We start from the raw sequence: 20,335 nt of genomic DNA, 5'->3' as shown, positions 1-20,335 counted from the left end.
ACTAAAAATTTATATGTATGAAAAGAATTATTTTTTATTTAGCGTTAATTGTATCTGTACATTCAAGTTATTCACAAGAAAACTCAGTCTTTAATCGTTTACATGGAATAAATGTGCAATCAGAATTACATCTGAGCTATGATGGTAGTAATTTTTTCTACAACACCGATATTTTAACAATAAGCAAATCTTCACCTAATTTATTTGAGAAAAACACAACAAAAAATTTTCAAGTAGGAAATAGTCAGGAAAATAATTTTAAGTTGTTTGTGGCATTCTACAATCCACTAAAATGCAAAATCTCTTCTGAACTAAGTGAGTTAAGTGACCCTAATTACCAAGCTATTACCGATTTTATAAATAATTTGCCCCAAGATATATCTTCTATTGCTACAGAAAGTGCAAGTATAGTTCCTGCTTCCTATACTTCACCAGACAAAAGACAAGGCAAAACTTTAAATATTAAAGAAAAATCTTCAATACAAGATGAATTGAATAAATTAAATTCTAAAATCAACAAAATTAACTCTGAATCTGCATTTATGTTTGATTGGATTCAGATGTTTAAAACTTCACTAGATCTAAACAAAATGCTTAATGATGAGAATAAAGTTGACCCAACTTTTTCAGATATCATAGATAATATTAGACCAATAATTAATGATATTCAGGTAATTGAAAAATATTTGTATTCCGAATTATCTATACGAATAGATGGCAAATCTGAATCTAACAAATTAAATTCTTGGATAAAGAAGGCAAATGAGAAAATGCAAAAATCAAAAGTTGATGATTACTATGAATTTAAATCTCATCTCAAAAAATCCATAACTATACAAGCAAAACTAGCTGAAAAACAAAAAGAGGCAGAATTAAAACTAAAAAAATTAAAAGATCTTCTTAAAGAAAATTTTGTAGTAATTAATAATTTATTAGATCAAAAAAAAGATAATGTAGCAAATGGAACATTTAAAAGTCTAACACAAAGTAAATTAATTTTGATCGATGCTGTTATTACCGAGAAGATGAATAACCATGCTGAATCAATTTCTAAATTAGCTCTATTAAATATTAAGTTAAATGAGCATATACAACAGTTTTCAAATGAAAATTACAATACTAGATATAAAAGGATTAGGGAAGATACATTTGATTGGGAATTTGAAAAGGCAAGACAATATAAAGTTATTGCTATGAATTTAAATCAAGATGGAACCGAGGATAAAAAATCCAAAAATGCAATAACAATTAATGTCTTCAAAAGTCAAGGTAGATTGGCCGTGTTTCCATCTGCTGGTTTGTTTTATACACCTTTCGAATATAAAAATTATGGTATATCAGATGATAATACAATTTCCGAAACACAAGGGGATCCGGTTTATTTTCGACCTGCAGCATATTTAAATTTCATTTATAAACCCAAAAGAGGAGATATACTATACCCTCTTTTACAAATTGGAATAACACAAGGATTGAAAACGCCTTTATTTCCAATAGGAGGCGGATTTTCGATTAGAAATAAATTTTCCCTAACCGCTGGCCCTTTACTGGCATTTCAAAATGAATTAGACAAGCTATCTATTGGAGATATTTCGGACGATGTTAAGTTGAAAGATGATTTACAATCACGAATAAGAGTAAGTTGGTATATATCATTAAATTATAAAATAGGTAAATAATTGTTATGAAATTCAAATTTGTTCTTAGGGTATTTTTACTTTTGATATTGATAACAGAAGTAACATCTTGTAAATCTGATTCCAGACAAGAAAATTGCAAGGAAGAAGATTTAAATGATAAGGTTTTGAATAGTGAATCAAAAGAATTAAGTACACAAGGAGTATGTACGCAAATTATGCCTTTTACTTTAATGAATTTAGGTGTTTTTGTAATGGAAATGGGAGGATATAGAGAACAAACTACTATTTCTAATTTTTACAAATCAAATAATAATTATGAGCAACTATTCGAAAGTGAAAAACATATCGATTCTCTATCACGCTGGTTAGCTGAAGATTCCGAAAACAAAAGAAACCTTTTAAGAGCAGAAGGCGCTATTTTAGGTGATCTAATTTGGGAATACAATGAGTTACATATTAAATTTTTAGATGGTAATCAAGATATCCAGAATCGTGTTATTAATTATGCAAAGGAATGGGAAAAATGGTGTTCAGTTAGATTTGTTTTTAATAATTCTGATAGACCGGATGTAACAATTACATTTGAAGATAAAGGTTACTGGTCTTATATTGGGAGTGAATCACTAAATAAAGTGCCCTCTATGAGTCTATCTAATATAGAAGATGAAAATCCCGAAGATTTTAGAGGAGTAGTTTTACATGAGTTTGGCCATGTTCTAGGCTTAATTCATGAACATCAAAGTCCAAATTTCGATTTTGAATGGAACGAGCAGGAAGTAATTAATTATTATGATGAGAAATATGGTTGGGATGAGGAAAAAACCAAACTCAACATAATTTATCAATATAGTTTTGATCAAATAAATGATAAAGATGCCACTTCTTTTGATCCAGAATCGATAATGATTTATCATATACCAAAACGTTTTATTAGAAAAAGTACTACCTCCTATGAACGTAATAATAATTTGTCTGAAACAGATAAGTCATTAATAGTAAAGAAATATTATTAGTAATAAAATGTAGTTATACTTCTTCTACTTATATACAAGTTTTTCTTTGAATAGCAGTAATTAAAATCAGTACTATTCATTACAAGATAAAATTCGTTATAATTCTATTCACCCCTTCTTCCCTAAAAGAAGAAAATCTTGAGAACCTCGATTGCTTAGGAACAAGTCTTTGATGCCATCGCCATTTACATCGATGAAGTCTATATCGAATCCTTTGCCGGTTATAGTAGAGGGCATAAAGGTTCCGGTGGCATCAGAAAATGCACCTTTACCATTATTAACATATACACTAAAAGGGCTATCGCCATCAAATTTGGCTCCACTAGTATTTCCGGTCATGATATCGACATCTCCATCACGGTCAATATCTAAAAAAGCCACCCCAAAGCAACGATGATCATCTTTAGGAAGATGAGTATCTGTGATATCTGAGAAAAATCCTTTTCCGTCATTGAGTAGTAATCGATTCTGCCGAAGAGCATTAGGCACAAAGGCTTGTACATTTCCGTATAAAATATCTAAGTCACCATCACCATCAATATCAGCAGTAACCACTTCTCGAGTCTCTTCGGGTTCGTTGCGATAGGGGAGTCTATTTGCAGACTGGTCTTCAAAAAAACCTTTACCATTATTGACTAGTATTCGATTAGCATCTTCGTTACCTACCAATATGTCCTGATCCCCATCATTATCGATGTCACTTAGTGTAAGATCTTGTGTTACGTCTATAAATTCACCAAATCGTTCTACAGTCTCATCGGTAAAGAACCCTTTGCCATCATTGATCAATACATGGTTCTGACCATTGTTACCAATAAGTACATCTGGAGCACCATCATTATTTACATCATATACTACCACAGAATTGGAGGTCCCAGTAACCGGAATCCTATTACCACCATCGGTAAAGGTACCATCGCCATTGTTAAGATATAATTCGTTGGTTTTATCGTCTTCGCTAACCACAATAATATCTGGATCTCCATCAAGGTCAAAGTCGGCAATCCCAATATCTTCACTATCGTGAGGAACTTGAGGGATACGCGTACCACTTTCATTGGTAAATGCTCCTTTACCATTGTTAATAAGTAAAATATTAGGTCGGTGTTCATTGGCAATTAAAATATCAGGATCTCCGTCTTGATCCAGATCTGCAATTGCCGCATCCATAGAAAGAGCTTGTAAATCTTGATATGGTAAATGAGTGAGAGTAACATCTGTATATAACGAAGTAGCAGCTTTAGGGTTCTCCTTCTTTTCCTGGCTATACCCAGCAAACATGGTTGCACATAGGAACAGTGTTATATACTTCTTTTTCATGATTTTTTGTGATTTTTGCTAATGTAAGATATTTTAAAAGAGATAAATTGTGATGTCCCTTACATTAACATGACATTAGCAAACAACCTCTGGAAAAGCTTGTTTTTATGGTTTACACTTTCACAGAGCTCTTGCTATGCATTCTACGGCACGATACCTGGGTTGTGATATTATACTACATTTGAGTAGATAAGTGCTAACCCTGATAGTATCAAATAATATTACTGTTTTACATTTCAACAAGTGTAAACGACAATTCGGCAAAAAGAGGTATGATATCACTATAGAGAAGTACATCTTTGGGTATGATTCATTATAAGTTACCTATTCAATGTGGAAATATCTGTCATGCATTGTGGTTTGTATGGCTTATAAATAATGCCGTTATTAGCATTACGGTACAACAAAAACAGAGAAGCAACAAGTAAATGCATTATGAAGCTATTTAATAAAGAGGAGCGTTCACAATATCTGGGGTTTGATGATTTATGGTTTAGTATACGTGGTATTCTGATTGTGAGCTCTATAACTAGTTTTCTTTTTAATGATATGTCTCTAAATAATCCTACGGTGATTTTGATCGTACGATGGACATCTTGTTTGTTCTTTGTCACCATAGATTGGTTAATCATAAGGTATGTTTTGATTTTACTAAGAAAAAAGTTTCCAGACTTCAAGGATGACTATAAGCGTATTACCAGTCTGTTTGTTGCTATCATTATCGTACTCTTGGCAGTTGATTTCTTTGGTGGGAAGTTTCTAACGATGTTTTTTGCTTTTTTGGGGATAAAATCGAACTACGGAATGAGTCTTAAAGTGTTTCTGGCAGTCCTTATTATTTTTGTAATGGGAATGGCAATTTATGAAGCGATTTACTACCATGTAAGGCTTAAAAAATCGATTATACAAGAAGAACAGGCAAAACAAGTAATGATACAAGCACAGTTAGACACCTTAACTAATCAAGCAAAACCTCATTTCCTGTTCAATAGTTTAAACACATTACGCGATATTATTGATGAAGAGGCAAAAGAAGATGCCAAACAGTTTGTAGATAATCTCTCTAATGTATATCGTTTTATTACAGAGTCTGGGAACTCAGGACTAATTTCTCTTGAAAAAGAACTAAAATTTGTAAGAGCCTATATCGATATTCAAACAGAAAGATTTGGAGATAATCTGATTGTTAATTTGAATATCTCAAAAGATCAATTGGCAAAAGGAGTGATCCCAATGAGCTTACAACTATTAATAGAAAATGCTATAAAGCATAACGTAGTTTCAAAAGCTAAACCTTTGGTTGTTGATGTGGAAGTCATAAATGAATTTCTTATGGTGAGTAATACCATTGAAACAAAATCTACACAAATACCATCAACAAAAATTGGACTTAAGAATATTCAAAAGAGGTATGAGCTAATTTCCGATAAAACCATAACTATTAAAAATGATGGAGAACAGTTTATCGTTTTACTTCCGTTATTAAATAGTTCTGAACAAAAGAAAACCAATGCAAGTATTAATCATTGAAGACGAACCAAGAGCTGCTAGACAATTGCAAAACTTACTAAGCAAATGTAAGTTTGATTTTCAGTTGTTAAACATTATCGATACCGTTGAAGATGCAGTACTATGGTTTGAACAAAATGCTTCTCCAGATTTAGTATTTATGGATATTCAATTGGCAGACGGACTGAGTTTTGAAATATTTCAGAAAATAGAAGTAAATGCACCCATTATTTTCACTACCGCATTTGATCAATATGCGATACAGGCGTTTAAGGTAAATAGTATTGATTATTTGTTAAAGCCTATTCAACAAAATGAACTGGAGGTTGCTCTTGCTAAATTCAAAAGTTCGACGCAATCAAATACTATTGCACCTTCGATTTTAAAAGAACTTCTTAACTCCATGCAAACTTCTCAAAAGCGATCTGGTATTTTGGTAAAAGAGGGGAGTGGTTTTGTACAAATTAGAATCTCAGAGCTACTATATGTGTATTCACAAGATAGTATCACTTTTGGAATTACAAACAAGAACAAAAGGTATATCATTAACGAAACTATAGATCAGTTATTCAGTTCTCTGGATTCAACCAAATTTTATAGAATAAATAGGGGGCAGATTGTAGCCAAATTCTCTGTTCAAAAAATAGAACCATACTTTAACCATAGATTAAAATTATCCTTAGAAAACTCAAGAGATCAAGAGTTTATAGTAAGTAGACAAAAAGCAGGTGATTTTAAAGAATGGATGAATATGTAGATCTGTTTCCTTCAGCACTTATATCTTATAAACTACTACGTTACATTTCAAGTACCAAATACTACGTTTCAACAGAAACCACTACTTCTGGGTTCATAATAGTGCCATCTTTGTTGTGTAAATAAGAACTCATTATAGTTCACAATCAAAAAACAACAAAGCTTTTACAGCATTTAAAAAAACAAAATATCATGAAATACAGATTTATCATAGTAAGCATGCTATTTTTTCTTCATCTAACCGCTCAGGAAAAAATAAGTAAAACAGAATGGCAAAAGGATTTACGCTATTTACAGCAAGAAGTACACGATAATCACTCTTTTCTGTTTAAGAAGATACAACAAACAGAATGGGATGCGGAAGTAGAAAAATTGTATCAACAAATTCCAAATCTACAAGAACACGAAATAAAGGTAGGATTAACTCGTATGGTGTCGTTGTTCAAATATGGACACACTCAAATTCCATTTAGCACGATTACCGAGCATGGTGTGCTCCCGGTAAATTTGTATCATTTTAAAGATGGAATCTATATCGAAGGTGTTCAGAAAGCACATCAAAAAACTCTGGGAGCTAAGGTTTTAAAAGTTGCGGGTGTAGACATTGAAGATGCACTTTCTAAAATTCGCCCTGTAGTTCCAGCAGAAAATGATCAGTATTTTAAAGCATATGGATTGCGATTTCTAACGGTTCCGGCGGTACTTCACGCACAAGGTGTAATTGCTAAACTTGACAATGAAATTACTTTAACCTTAGAAAAAGATGGTAATGTGTTTAACTATACTTTTCCTTCTATTCCTTTAGAAGATATGTCTAGAGGCTTTGACTTTACCAAGGTTAACGATACCTGGCTAAGTGCTAGAAGTCAAGACAAAACACCTTTGTATCTTAAATTTTTGAATGAGAAATTTTATTTCTTCGAATATTTACCTGATTCTAAAACAGTTTATGCGCGACAAAGTTCTGTTTTTAATCATGAATCAGAGACTTTGGAGCAGTTTTACAACCGTCTTTTTCAGTTTATTGATAGTAACGATGTAGAAAAACTAGTTTATGATGTACGTCTTAATGGTGGAGGAAACAATTACAATAATAAACCTCTCATTCAAGGCCTACTAGCAAGACCAAATATCAACAAAAAAGGACATTTATTTTATATTACAGGTCGTTTTACCTATTCTGCTTGTCAAAATCTAACTAATGAAATTGAAAATTATACTGAAGCTATTATTGTTGGAGAAGGTACAGCCGAGAATAAAAACTTTTATGGAGATGCCCTAAAAGTAACATTACCCAATTCTAAAATCAATGCATATCTGTCCTTTGCATGGTGGCAAGATATGGCACCATGGGAAAACAAAGAGTCAACCGTACCTAATTTTTATAAAGAAATGACCTTTAAGGAGTATATTACCAATGAAGACCCAGTATTAGACCTTGCTATGAATATTGATGTTACCGATGTGATCGTTGACCCTATGGACCATTTTGTACAACTATTTTTAAAAGGTGATCTTGAACAACTACAAGCAGATGTCCCAGGTATCCTAAAAAACCCATTGTATAATCATATTTCGTTCGACAAAGAGTTTGATGGTATAGGGAAGCTATTATTAAAACAAAGGCAGTATCGCGGCGCATTATATATATACAAAATGAATACTCATTACTATCCCAATTCTCCTGTGATGTGGGAAGGTTTAGGAAAAGCGCTTAAAGCATCTGGCGAAATTGAAAAGGCTAATGCAGCTTTTCAAAAGGCTGAACAATTAGTAAAATGAAATTGATCCCAAAAAAGGCTGTCAAAAAGGACAGCCTTTTTTTATTACCGTTAGCATAATTTCCACCAAAACACATACTTAAAAAAATACTTCATCATAAAACCTAAATCTGCTAACATTTTTTAGTTATTTTTATGACCATTAATCATATAAATGACTACTACATCGAAGTCTAAACGATCCTTTTTTAACCGTATTCCCCATGCCATAAGCATGTTATTTGGTATCATCGTTTTTGTTACCCTTTTAACATATATACTTCCTGCCGGAATGTATGAACGCATACAAATCAATGGTAGAAGTGCTGTGGTTCCTAATTCATATAAAGTTATTACGTCAACACCAATAGGGTTGTTGGATATGTTTAAAGCCATTCCATTAGGATTTAAGGCAGCGGTAGAAATTATTTTTATCGTACTGGCCGGAGGTATTATGTTTGGTTTTATGGATAAAACGAAAGCTGTAGAAAATGGAGTAGGAACTCTCGTGAAAAAGCTCGGACAGAAAAACAAAGTCCTTATCATTATTATTATGACCTTCATCTACGGCTTGCTTGGTGTTGCTATAGGATATGAAAATAATATTGCCATGGTGCCCATCGCCGCAGTATTAAGTTTGGCATTGGGTGGTGATTTAATTTTGGCAGCAGGTATTTCGGTAGGAGCGATGACCATTGGTTTTGGACTATCACCCATTAATGCTTACACCGTAGGAACGGGGCATAAACTGGCAGAGTTACCCATGTTCTCTGGAGCATTGCTACGTAGCGTACTTTGCTTTGTAGCATTAAGTATTATGGCATTTTATAATGTACGATATTTTAAAAAAATCACTCTAAATCCAGATAAAAGCCTTGGTAAGGGTCTTGATTTAAGCGAATTGTCATTATCAAAACCGATTAGTGAATATCGTTTAAGTATTAATAATATGCTGGTTATTGCCATTTTTGGTATTGGACTTATGGTAATTTTATATGGTGTATTCAATCTAAACTGGTACATCAACGAACTATCGGCCGTTTTCTTAATGATCGCACTCCTTTGTGGATTGGTATCTAAAATGAGTGCTACAAAAATGAGCGAAACCGTATTAAAATCGGTAAGCATTGCGGCTCCAGGAGCTTTTATGGTAGGGTTTGCAACATCTATCAAGGTATTGATGGAAATGGGAAATATTGGTGATACCATTTCGTATGAGCTCTCCAATATTTTGCAAGGATTACCCTTACATATTGCAGCAATTTGCATGACCATTTCGCAATCGGTGATTAACTTTTTTATTCCATCAGGGAGTGGACAGGCATTAGCGACATTACCAGTAATGTTACCTTTGGGAGAATCTCTTGGTCTTACCAAACAAATTACTATTTTGGCGTTTCAAATGGGAGATGGGCTTTCAAATCTTATCAATCCAACTTTAGGAGGATTAATAGCCATGTTAAGCATGTGTCGCGTACCTATAGATCGATGGATCCGGTTTATATTTCCAGTATTAATCATCTTAATAGGTATTGCTTTTTTAACATTAATTATAGCAGTAGCAACAAATTATAGCTAATTATGAATGCAGAAGAAATTCTATCAAAACTCGTATCATTTCCAGTACTTGGCGGTGAAAGCAACTTAAGTATAATTGATTGGATACAGGAATATATTGAATCGTATGATATTGAGGTGCATTTAGTACCCAATGAAGAAGGAAATAAAGCGTCGTTGCATTGTAGAATAGGTCCTGCGGTTGATGGAGGTGTAATTCTCTCTGGTCATACCGATGTAGTTCCTGTGGCTGGACAAAAGTGGGATACCGACCCATTTGTATTAACAGATAAAGGAGATGGAAAGTTATACGGAAGAGGCTCATGTGATATGAAAGGTTTTATAGCGTGTTGCCTAGCTGTGTTGCCAGAAATGGCCAAAGCCGATTTAAAAAAACCTATTTATTTTGCCTTTTCGTATGATGAGGAAATAGGATGTTTGGCAGGGCCAGAACTCGCACGTGCTATCAACGATTTTTATACCGAAACTCCAAAATATGCCATTATTGGAGAACCGTCTTTAATGGAACCTATCGTGGGTCAAAAAGGAATTTACATTCTAGAAACCTATGTAAATGGTTCTGAGGGTCACAGTAGTCGTATAAAACAAGAAGTAAGCGCTATACACGAATCTATGCGTCTTATTCTTTGGTTAGAGAATAAAATGAATCAGTTGATTGAGAATAAACAATTCGACGATCGTTTTCATCCGCCGCACTCCACCATTCACATTGGATTGGTAAACGGAGGAATCGCTCCCAACATCATTGCAGATAAAGCTCACTTTTATTGGGATTTACGTACCATCCCGATGGATGATGTAACTACCATCATAGCGGAGTTTGAAGCCTATTGCCAGGAAAGAGTAGCCGAATTACAAAAGGTATTTCCTGATTTTTCCATAAAATCTGTTGAAAACCACCCTGCCGTACCTCATTTGGATACCAAAGATGATGCAGATGTTGTGCAGTTGGTACAGAAAATCTCGGGTAAATCAGAGTTAAATACCGTAGCCTATGCTTCAGAGGCCGGGCAATTTGCCGATGAAGGATTTCAGTCTATTATCTGCGGACCAGGATCTATTGCCCAAGCCCATAGAGCCAATGAATTTATCGCCAAAGAACAATTAGAAAAAGGAGTAGAGATGATCGATAAACTTATTGAAGAATTATCGTTAGCTACCTTTGCTTAGCGATTAGTGTCTTGTCGTTTCAATAGCAAAGATCGTCTTTTTAGGCGTTGTACCTTCCCAGAGCTATCAGTAGCTATGCTAGTTGATGATATATTGACTGTGGTAGCAAAGTACCATACATTATAAATTGCACCTTAAACCGAAACTCCTCAAAATTATTTTAAAATAAATACGAAATAGGAGGTAACAACTTGCCAACATACTACACTTATAAGCAACATTGTTATTTTAAAAGATTATTTAAAACCTATTTCATGAAAAACACACTCTTTTTACTTCTATTTTCTATTCTTTTTGTTTCCTGCTCTTCTGATGATAAGGACATGCCAGGACAAGGAGATGACGACATAATAGTAATAACCGAAGGGCAACAAACCTTTAGTATTGATTTTAAAGAAATTATAGCCAAAAACGTAGTCGATAAAACTACCGACTTAATGCCCAGTTATGCCCTTATTAGTGTTGTAAATAGTGATGGAAACGAAGTGTTAACCAGAGAAAAGGTTTCAATTAATGAAGAAAATGAAAAATTTGTAACCGAAGAAATCACGCTGGATGCCGGGATATATAGTTTAACTGAATTTATTGTGGTAGATGCCAATGATGTAGTTATCTCTTTGGCTCCAAAGGTAAACTCTACACTATCTCAATTTATTGAGAATACGATACCCTTAGGTTTTATAATAGAACCCGATGAATCTAGCGCTGCCACGGTAGAAAATATTGATGCAGCAGGATATGTAGCTTTCGATTTTGGGTATGAAGCTTTAGATGTTACGATTCCACAAGCTACAGATACATTCAGTATTACTATTGATGAATCTGCAACCTTTACACCTAAAACTTTGGTTTTAAAATCACTCACAGGATCGAGCTATATGGTCGATTGGGGAGATGGTATTGTTGAAGAGTATGTGTCAACAACAAGAAATACGGCTGAAGAAAATAAATTGACACATGAATATACCGAAGCTGCCATCTATGAAGTTACGATAACTGGTGCCGTAGAAGTGATCGAAGAATTTGAATTCTATAGTAATGATGAGGATGGTAATCCTTTGCAAAGCAATATTACCGAAGCAGATATCACAAAGTTAACGCTATTAGCAACATGTTCTATTTATAGCGGTAAGCTTGCTACACTCGATACTACTAACAATATAGCTTTAGAAATATTGGAGTTGGGCTATAATGAAATTACCAATCTTGATTTTACCAAAAATAAAAATTTAGGAACAGTATGGTTAAGATACAATCAACTCACAGATCTTGATGTTTCTCAAAACTCACTATTAGTATTTTTGTGGGTAGATGGAAATCAAATTTCAAATCTTGATCTATCTAATAATCCTAATTTACGCAAAGTATTAGCAAGAGATAATGGATTAACCACTTTTGATGTATCTAATAGTGCCGATTTATTGACTATTGATGTTAGTGGAAACTCTATCACTAGTATAGACCTTTCAAAGAACACCGAGTTAACCGAGATTAACGTAGGTGCAAACGAACTCACGAGTATTGACCTTTCAAAAAATGTAGACTTAACGCGTATTGATCTATACGACAATCAAATCAGTAGTATTGACCTTTCTATGAACACCAACTTAGAGAGTATTTACATCAATGGTAACCTGCTTACGACTATAGATGTATCTAATAACCCTAAACTAGAGCGGTTGATTGTAGAGAATAATGCAATGAGCACTTTAGACCTTACCAATAATCCTAAAATTATCGATTTAGAGATAGGAGGGAACCAGTTTGCAGGAATGCAGATCGATGAAATGATAGGGTATATTTATGATCAAGCGGTTTTAAATTCGATAATGAATGGGTATATCGATTTTAAAAACAATCCCGGATTTAATGATATAGCGCAGACGACTACCGATAAAATAAACGAGCTACAAGCCACTTATATGTGGAGTTTTAATAATAACTAAACTTCGTAGCATTGTAAATACTTCAGTAGATGTGCTATGTTGAAACAATGTAGTACATCTACTGTAAATTATAATCTTGATTTCTCGGTATCTGCCGAAGTTTTACCTTTGGTTTCTTTTACTTTTTTGTTTCCGAAGGGATAGGTATAACTCAATCTAAAAATACGCGAAAAGCCAGATTCTGGACTGAAGTTTCCATTAAACACATCACCAAACACCTCTCGAGTTAATGTTCCTATCCTAAAATTAATATCGAAACTCTCAAAAATATCAGATACTGCAAATTGTAAACTACTCCCATTTTTAAACTCTTTTTTTACTCCTGCATTCAGAATTCCAAACCCTTCATTTCGGGTACTTCCATTAAAATGTCGTGAGTTGTACCAGCCAGACAGTTCTATTGAAAAATCTCCGGGCAACTGCATGGTTTGCGTTCCGTTGAAATTAAAATGTACATAGTCTTTGGTGATCTTGTCATCTGTATGTAGAAGTTTAAACGATCTTACGCCCACGGTACCATTCACGTTTACGTTCCACCAATGTGAAATGCGAATAGGAATATTGAGCTGCATATCGATATTACGCAGGTATTCCATATTTACAGGAGCTATAACCGCCACATTACTTTGCTCATTTCGGGTAATCTGATATCGAGCAATGGGCTTATCTTCATTAGACGCCAATACCGAAATGCTAAACGACTTATTGTTATAGGTAAGACTAATATTATCGGTTATGGCAGGTAATAACTGCGGATTACCACTGAATACCGAAGTAGGACCGTTATATATCAAAAAGGAAGCTAAATCGGCGTAGTTGGGTCGTGTAATGCGCTTGTTATAGGTAAAATTAAGCGCCGTAGTATCTGACAATGAATAGGTAACAAAAAATGAAGGAAACAATTTTCCAAAACTTCGATCTAAGACGCTGTCATCAAAATCCTGATCCCAATATTCATAGCGTAAACCGAGCTGTGCTTTTAGTTTTTGAGTAAGGTGATAATCACTCAGCGCATAGGCTGCTCCTATGGTTTCTTTGTTTTCTATTTTGCTAATGAATCTGTCATCTGGCACAAATACATCTCCTTCTAAAATTTCGATACGGGCATCATTAATGGTATTTGACAATGACCCTTTAATACCGCCCTCTATAGATACCTTTTCATTTACCGTATGTTTATAATCAAGATTAAGCACACCCACGGTAATATCGGTATCATTAAAACCACGGTTACCATTATTATAAATCTCACTTTCGGGCTGAAAAGGATCACCATTTTCATCAAAATAGCGGCTATTTACAGTGTTAGGTGTTTTACTGTTGTAGTTAATATAATCTCCTGTGATCGAAAAGCTATGCTGTTCCCCCGTTTTTTCATAGTAGATAGAAGTAGTTAGGTTCTTTAGATTCCCATCTCCATTGAGGTGTATTTGAGCTTCGAGAAAAGGATCGGCTGCAAAATCGTATAAGCCTAGATTACGAGTTTCTACCAACGGTCGGGATTGATTAAACAATGCACTAGCTCCCAATGAGGAAGTTTTAGAGAGTTTGTATTCATACCCCAGATTAAGGTTATGGTTGCGATTTATTTGTTGGGTTCTACTGGTAAAGTCTACAGTGGTACTCCCGCCCAAAGCCGGCAGTTCGGTAACTCCAAGCGCCTGAAAACCATAATAGGTATCGTCATAGGAGAAGGTATAGCTGCCAAATAGGGTAGAGCGTGTACTGCCGTAGTTGAGTGAAAAACCGCTTGCTTGTTTGACACCTTCGCCATACCCGGTACTAAGGTTCACCGTACCTCGAATGCCTAAAGTTTCATCTTTACTCATGACAATATTAATGATCCCTGCATTGCCATCTACATCATATCGCGCCGATGGATTGGTTAATAGTTCTATTTTTTCAATATTATCTGCACTCATCCCATTAAGCATGGCGATTAGATCTGCAGTAGGAATGCGCTGCGCCTTACCGTTGATCATCACCAGTGTGCCACTTTTACCATTGAGGGAAAAGGTATTGTTGTATTGATCGAGAATCACACCCGGTGAGCGTTCTAATAGTTGCAGGGCGGTACTCCCTTGTGTCATAACACTCGCTTGCACATTAATCACACTACCTTCTTGAGTGCGTTGTATCAATTTACGTTGTGATCTTATCACTACATCATCGAGTTCTGTCATATCTTCTTGTAACGTGATGGGAGTAAACTGGTATTGATAGGGGAGTGTAGTTACCGTAAATTGGGGAGATACCCAAGTTTTATACGATAGTAGGCTGATTTGTAGTGTAAACTCACCAGGGTTTGGAACGTTGAGTTCAAATTTACCCGATGTACTGCTAATCACCCCAGTGCGCAGCTGTGTACTATCTTTTGGGTGTAAGGTAACATTGGCAAACTCGATACCCACACCATTTTGATCTACAACGGTTCCTGTGATTTGTGACGATGCTTGTGCTATAGCAATAACTATAAATACAATACTAAATACTACCCTCATATGACTGATTTTAGCTGCAAGTAGCCGTAATCTTATGAGCAATAAAAAAGAGATTGATAAACGGTGGTATTCTGTTTATCAATGTGAATTGGGTTGGTTATAGCATATATATCTACGTAAAATCAAGGAAACCTTACCTGTTATCGCGTAAAAGTTGCGGGATATCAAGGGTTTTGGGTATAAAACCCTCCCAGAGCTCACTATATGAATGCTACGAGGTGATAGGTGAGGTATGGTATTATACTACAGTGGGTTAACGATCTTGTGTTAGATTATGTACTTGCGTTATGTCACTTTGCTTTGGTAAAAGCAAAGTTTATTTCCTCTACAGCTTATTTTAAAAGTTTTCTAACGAAAATATCCTTTAAAAAAGGTAATGGAATACTTATTACCCGTTCGACGATAGGAAGTAGGGGAATGTGTGTGGAATGGGAATATTTCCCTCAAATTTTATTCATTATTGAGGGATTCCCGTAAATATTAATTGGATGGATTCTTTATATTTGAGGCTAGCCATATTGTAAAAATAATATGATAAAAATATTACACGAAAACTCTAATAAAGTTAACACTATAGTCGTTTTCATCCACGGATTTATAGGAAGTGAGGAAACTTGGATAAAAAATGATAAAACCAAACCTTTAATAGACCCTATACTTGAAGAAAAACTTATTTATGATAATATGGATATTGGCATATTTGTATATCATACTAAATTATTAGAGCTTTTCCCTAAATTAAATAGATTAGCTAGGATAATAGATAATAAAAAAGCTAGAAAAATTTTACCTATAGAAAGTATCGCCGAACTGCTTTCAACACAACTGAAATATAGATGCGAGAGTTATGAGAATATTGTTCTTATTGGTCATAGTATGGGAGGTTTAGTTGCGAAGAGATTTGTTCTTGACGACATAAATAAAAATTCAACATCAAAAGTAAAATTATATATTTCTTTAGCTACACCTCACTCTGGATCTGATTTAGCTACATATGGGAAAAAGATTATACCAAATTGTCAAGTTAAAGATTTAGCTCCTTTGAGTGAAAATATAAATAAGCTAAATACAGAATGGGTACAATGCAAAAACCTTCCTGAAAGATACTATATGCAAGGATTAAGCGATGATATTGTTCCAAAAATATCAGGAATTTCGTTGGATCGTGATAATTTAGAACCTATTTATTCAGATGATGATCATTTTAGTATAATAAAACCTGATAATAAAGATGACATTATTTTACACGCTTTGAGAACAGAGTTAACGAGTTTTATTACTAGAAATAAGATTGATGAAATTGAGAACAAAGAAAAGTTCATTGATGATGGACAGTATGATGAAGAAAAATTTGTTCTTAAATTACTTATGGCTGATGTTCATACAACACTTGTTAACCAATCAAAACAAGCTTTTTACAACGCAGAGTTTACCGTTAGGAAATTAAATAGGCTTGGAATAGATTTAAAAGAATTAGTTTCTCTTTATGATAAAATAAAAGAATTGTTTGTTTTAGAATTTGGAGATTTATTAAGTGGTGTACACAAAAATTCAAATGCCCTGGTTACGGCTATACATAAGAAAATTTTGTCGGAAGATAAAAATTATTTAAAATCACTTTATCCTCCATTACAAGGATTACAAAAGTTTGGAATGCTGCAACAACTAGCTTCGATAGATGATGATATATGGTGGGCTCAAGAAAATAATATTACAACACTTAATGAATTCAAAAATAAAATAGTATCTAAAAACAACGAAAAGAGTTGAGCAAATTACCTATATACATACCTGATTCCGAAGTTTATTTGAAACTTGGTAAAATGATATTATTATTAAATAATTTGTCCAGAAATTCTAAAAAAGAACCTATACTAACTTTAGAAAAAATTGCTGCTTTTGAATTTTTAACAAAACACCCTGTAATTTTAAATAGAATTTTATATTTAAAAAACAAAGAATTAATTAATCTAAGTAATACTGAAAAATACTCAATTGAAGCCTTATTTCCTGATCGAGGATCCTTATTTAATTTTTCCGATATAAAAACATTATTAAACCTTTTAATAGCATATAAGATGGTAGATGTTAAAATCAAAAAGGATTTTGAGGTGAATTACTTTATAACAGAAATAGGATTGGATTATGCCAAAACTTTAAATTCTAAATATTTTATTAGGTTAGATAACATATACAAAAAGCTAAATAGTCTAAAGTCTTTGAGCTATTCGAATATTAACAAGTTTATAGAACCTTACATAAGATATGGGATTAAAGATTAGAACACCAAAATTAGTAATTAATCATTTAGTACTTGTTGGGCATAGAAAGAACTATAAGGTTACTTTTGATAGTGGTTTCAATTTGATCTATGGGGATTCAGATACGGGTAAATCTAGTATTCTTAATTTAATAGATTATTGCTTAGGTGCGAGTTCAGTAGATCTATATGATGAGATTGAAATGGCAGGTAGATATTGTTTACTTGAGGTACTTCTTGCTGGTGAAGTATATACAATAAAGAGAGATATATTTAATTCTAAAAAAGAAATAGAGGTTTATCGTTGTGAATATAATCAACTTGAAGACTTTTTTCCTAAATATTACTCCCCTAATTATAATCAATCTAGTGAAGATGGTTTTTTTTCAGAATTTCTATTGTCTTCTATGAATATTCCTTTAACTAAATTAAAGCAATCACCAACAAAGGAGGATTCAAAAATGGTGACTTTAAGTTTTAGGGATATTTTTAAATTTAATTATCTAAATCAAGATAAAGTCGGAAGTAAAAAATTATTAGGAGAAAACTATGCATATCTAGCAAAGCTTAGAGAAGCTTTTAAGCTAATGTACAATGCTCTTGACACACAAATTACTCAACTTGAAAATATAATATCTGAACTTGTTAATGAACGTAACGATTTAAATAAAAGAAATTTGTCAGTATCATCTTTTCTCAGAGAAACTGAAATTGATTCCTTAAAAGTTTTAGAAGAGAAAAAGCAGGAAAAAGAAAACGAATTAGATTCCTTAAATACAACTCTAGAAGAAATTGATAAAAACTTATTATCAGATACAAGTGAACTTGATGAATTAAGAAAAAATATATCTGACTTAGAAGAAAAAATAACTTCTTATAATGAGCAAAAGTTAATAAATGATCAAGCTATCAAACAAAATTTTGCTTTAAGACAGGAATATACAAATGATATTAGGAAGATTATAGCAACTATAGAAGTTTTAAATAAGTTCCCCAATATAGAAGATAAAAATACAGAATGTCCTGTATGTGATCAAAATATTAAGGTTAGCGTTCTAAAAGAACAATTTGCTAATACGGATGCTGACACCATAAAATCAGAGCTTAATGGTTTAAGAAGAAGGCAAAAGGAACTTGTTAAAATCCATAATCGATTACGTGATAAAATAGAAAAGATTGATTTTTCAATAAAAAAAGAGTCTGAAACTTTAAATGAATTAAAATTACAGTTCGATACTCAAACCAAAAAGATGGTAACGCCTTATATAAGTCAAAGGGACAGTATATCTTCTAAAATGGGAAGTTTAAGAAGTGATTTAAAAAACTTACAACATATTTATAAAATTCGAAGGCAGCAGATGACAATAGATTCTGAAATTCTAAGTTTAGAAGCTAGAATTTCAGAATTTAGAGAAGATTTAAAAGCTTTTAAAGATTCTGCTCCAAGTTTGGATAGGATATTTTTGAAACTAGGTGAAGGGCTTCAAAATTTCCTTGAATACGTTGGTATGAAAAACGTTAATAACATATCCGTTTCTGCTAAAACATTTTTACCCATAATCCGTAATAGAGATTATGAAAAAATTACTTCTGGAGGTGTAAGAACTTTAAGTTCGGTTGGGTTTTATATTAGTATGCTAGAATATGCAATGGAAGAAAGTGTAAATTATCCATCTTTTTTAATGATTGATACCATTGCTAAGTACATTGGAAAAACAAAAGATCTAGATTTAAAAGAAACAAATCTTAAGGAAGACATAGCAGAAGGAATGAATGATTCAAGTAAATACGAAAATATTTATAACTATTTAATTAATCTAAGTCAAAAATCTTCTGATAGTTTTCAAATAATCGTAGTTGACAATGATGTTCCTTTAAATTTAGAGGATAAACTAAAACCATATATAGCAAAACACTATACGGCTAACCCTAAAGATGATAGGGATGAGATTGGATTTATCGATGATGTAAATGATTTGTCGGGCAAGCAAGATTTGGATGATGATTACCCATATGATCTGGAAATCGATTATGATGAAATGGATTTTGAGTTATGGGAGTTAGAAGCAATAAAATGGATATCATCATTAATCGATTCAGGAATTGTTGATCTTGATAATAATATATTAATTTTTGAAGGTGATTTTGACAATGGAGTGGAGGGATATACAGCTGATAGTATAGAATCGTTATTTGAATATTTAGAAGAACAAGCAACTAATAAAGCTATCAATTATATGCCTAATGATAAAGACATCAGAGAATTTGCTATTTCAAGTTTAGATTCTTCAAAATTAGTTGAGATTGTAATTTCTAGTAAAGAAGAAAAGCTTTCACAGTTAGGTTGGACAAATCTTGAATTTTGATAATATAATAATACTTAAGACTGATTTTTTATTCCTTTTTAATATTATGTAAAATAGAACTTAAAAGCCCGAAACCGGCTTCAGAAAACTTTGGCATAAACAATAGGTAAAGGAGCGTCAATATTTTAGACGAGTTTATAAAATTGATTGGCAGAATCAATTTTATAAACCTGCGAGATGATGCGGCTGGATAATTGTAGTACTATTGATTAAACAAAACGTTATAAATCGCCAACACGCCAGCTCGCTCACAAAATCAAAAGTCTACTAGACTTTCAATTTTATGCCGTCTAAAATATAGTGACTGCGCCGGACATTGTTCCAAAGTTTTGTGCGGCCTTGATACTTCGGCAAGCTCAGCACAGGTTTTTTTGTTCTTTTGTCATTTACCCTGAGTTTATCGAAGGGTCAAGACAAAAAGATATGCAAACCCTTAGTATGTTTAATCTGTATTCTGCAGATAGCATGTGCATAGAAATTATCTCGTTAGAGTAATTTTATGCTTATGAGGGAACC

The 20,335-nt window shown here is 33.2% G+C and carries 13 protein-coding genes; 11 read left to right on the top strand and 2 right to left on the bottom strand.

Features of this window, described 5'->3' with window-relative positions; translation table 11 throughout:
* Positions 1–17: 17 nt before the first annotated feature.
* On the top strand, positions 18–1,679 hold the full coding sequence (locus M0D21_RS00765) for a hypothetical protein (RefSeq protein WP_248325567.1): 1,662 nt from the start codon (positions 18–20) through the stop codon (positions 1,677–1,679).
* Positions 1,680–1,684: 5 nt separating this feature from the next.
* Positions 1,685–2,653 (top strand): M12 family metallopeptidase, encoded by a 969-nt coding sequence (locus M0D21_RS00760; RefSeq protein ID WP_248325565.1) that lies wholly within the window; start codon positions 1,685–1,687, stop codon positions 2,651–2,653.
* Between the two features lie 108 nt (positions 2,654–2,761).
* Here the strand turns inward: M0D21_RS00760 and M0D21_RS00755 are convergent, their stop codons facing one another.
* Positions 2,762–3,973 (bottom strand): FG-GAP repeat domain-containing protein, encoded by a 1,212-nt coding sequence (locus tag M0D21_RS00755; protein ID WP_248325564.1) that lies wholly within the window; start codon positions 3,971–3,973, stop codon positions 2,762–2,764.
* Between the two features lie 435 nt (positions 3,974–4,408).
* Between M0D21_RS00755 and M0D21_RS00750 the strand changes: the two genes are divergently transcribed.
* The 6 genes from M0D21_RS00750 (at position 4,409) to M0D21_RS00725 (ending at position 12,692) form a co-directional block, all read left to right on the top strand.
* Positions 4,409–5,503 carry a sensor histidine kinase gene (locus M0D21_RS00750; RefSeq protein ID WP_248325562.1) on the top strand — a complete coding sequence of 365 codons (1,095 nt, stop codon included), beginning with the start codon at positions 4,409–4,411 and terminating at the stop codon, positions 5,501–5,503.
* Complete coding sequence (locus M0D21_RS00745) at positions 5,484–6,239, top strand: LytR/AlgR family response regulator transcription factor (protein ID WP_248325560.1); 756 nt, start codon at positions 5,484–5,486, stop codon at positions 6,237–6,239. Before M0D21_RS00750 ends, M0D21_RS00745 begins: the two co-directional genes overlap by 20 nt.
* Before the next feature lie 191 nt (positions 6,240–6,430).
* The gene (locus M0D21_RS00740) at positions 6,431–8,020 is read left to right on the top strand and encodes a tetratricopeptide repeat protein (RefSeq protein ID WP_248325558.1); all 1,590 of its coding nucleotides are present in this window, start codon (positions 6,431–6,433) and stop codon (positions 8,018–8,020) included.
* 153 nt (positions 8,021–8,173) lie between these two features.
* The gene (locus tag M0D21_RS00735; protein ID WP_248325556.1) at positions 8,174–9,577 is read left to right on the top strand and encodes a YfcC family protein; all 1,404 of its coding nucleotides are present in this window, start codon (positions 8,174–8,176) and stop codon (positions 9,575–9,577) included.
* Positions 9,578–9,579: 2 nt separating this feature from the next.
* A complete protein-coding gene (gene argE / locus M0D21_RS00730; RefSeq protein WP_248325554.1) occupies positions 9,580–10,746 on the top strand; it encodes an acetylornithine deacetylase in 1,167 nt (388 codons plus the stop codon).
* A gap of 254 nt (positions 10,747–11,000) precedes the next feature.
* Positions 11,001–12,692 (top strand): leucine-rich repeat domain-containing protein, encoded by a 1,692-nt coding sequence (locus tag M0D21_RS00725; protein WP_248325552.1) that lies wholly within the window; start codon positions 11,001–11,003, stop codon positions 12,690–12,692.
* Between the two features lie 68 nt (positions 12,693–12,760).
* Here the strand turns inward: M0D21_RS00725 and M0D21_RS00720 are convergent, their stop codons facing one another.
* Positions 12,761–15,193 carry a TonB-dependent receptor domain-containing protein gene (locus tag M0D21_RS00720; protein ID WP_248325550.1) on the bottom strand — a complete coding sequence of 811 codons (2,433 nt, stop codon included), beginning with the start codon at positions 15,191–15,193 and terminating at the stop codon, positions 12,761–12,763.
* A gap of 531 nt (positions 15,194–15,724) precedes the next feature.
* On the opposite strand from M0D21_RS00720, the gene M0D21_RS00715 reads away from it, so the two are divergent.
* The 3 genes from M0D21_RS00715 to M0D21_RS00705 are packed head-to-tail and all read left to right on the top strand — an operon-like array spanning position 15,725 to position 19,819.
* Complete coding sequence (locus M0D21_RS00715; protein ID WP_248325548.1) at positions 15,725–16,963, top strand: ABC-three component system protein; 1,239 nt, start codon at positions 15,725–15,727, stop codon at positions 16,961–16,963.
* Positions 16,960–17,475 carry an ABC-three component system middle component 4 gene (locus M0D21_RS00710; RefSeq protein ID WP_248325546.1) on the top strand — a complete coding sequence of 172 codons (516 nt, stop codon included), beginning with the start codon at positions 16,960–16,962 and terminating at the stop codon, positions 17,473–17,475. The genes M0D21_RS00715 and M0D21_RS00710 overlap by 4 nt, the downstream gene beginning before the upstream one ends.
* On the top strand, positions 17,459–19,819 hold the full coding sequence (locus M0D21_RS00705; RefSeq protein ID WP_248325544.1) for an AAA family ATPase: 2,361 nt from the start codon (positions 17,459–17,461) through the stop codon (positions 19,817–19,819). The genes M0D21_RS00710 and M0D21_RS00705 overlap by 17 nt, the downstream gene beginning before the upstream one ends.
* Positions 19,820–20,335: the final 516 nt, after the last annotated feature.

The sequence above is a fragment of the Aquimarina acroporae genome (genome assembly GCF_023195925.1).
Classification (GTDB): Bacteria; Bacteroidota; Bacteroidia; order Flavobacteriales; family Flavobacteriaceae; genus Aquimarina; species Aquimarina acroporae.
The sequence above is the reverse complement of the archived record's forward strand: the minus strand, read 5'-3'. Positions and strand labels throughout refer to the sequence as shown.

Coding starts and splice junctions, on each gene's coding strand:
- argE (WP_248325554.1), top strand. CDS start 9,580: ATGAATGCAGAAGAAATTCTATCAAAACTCGTATCATTTCCAGTACTT.
- M0D21_RS00755 (WP_248325564.1), bottom strand. CDS start 3,973: ATGAAAAAGAAGTATATAACACTGTTCCTATGTGCAACCATGTTTGCT.
- M0D21_RS00740 (WP_248325558.1), top strand. CDS start 6,431: ATGAAATACAGATTTATCATAGTAAGCATGCTATTTTTTCTTCATCTA.
- M0D21_RS00745 (WP_248325560.1), top strand. CDS start 5,484: ATGCAAGTATTAATCATTGAAGACGAACCAAGAGCTGCTAGACAATTG.
- M0D21_RS00765 (WP_248325567.1), top strand. CDS start 18: ATGAAAAGAATTATTTTTTATTTAGCGTTAATTGTATCTGTACATTCA.
- M0D21_RS00720 (WP_248325550.1), bottom strand. CDS start 15,193: ATGAGGGTAGTATTTAGTATTGTATTTATAGTTATTGCTATAGCACAA.
- M0D21_RS00760 (WP_248325565.1), top strand. CDS start 1,685: ATGAAATTCAAATTTGTTCTTAGGGTATTTTTACTTTTGATATTGATA.
- M0D21_RS00750 (WP_248325562.1), top strand. CDS start 4,409: ATGAAGCTATTTAATAAAGAGGAGCGTTCACAATATCTGGGGTTTGAT.
- M0D21_RS00725 (WP_248325552.1), top strand. CDS start 11,001: ATGAAAAACACACTCTTTTTACTTCTATTTTCTATTCTTTTTGTTTCC.
- M0D21_RS00735 (WP_248325556.1), top strand. CDS start 8,174: ATGACTACTACATCGAAGTCTAAACGATCCTTTTTTAACCGTATTCCC.
- M0D21_RS00715 (WP_248325548.1), top strand. CDS start 15,725: ATGATAAAAATATTACACGAAAACTCTAATAAAGTTAACACTATAGTC.
- M0D21_RS00705 (WP_248325544.1), top strand. CDS start 17,459: ATGGGATTAAAGATTAGAACACCAAAATTAGTAATTAATCATTTAGTA.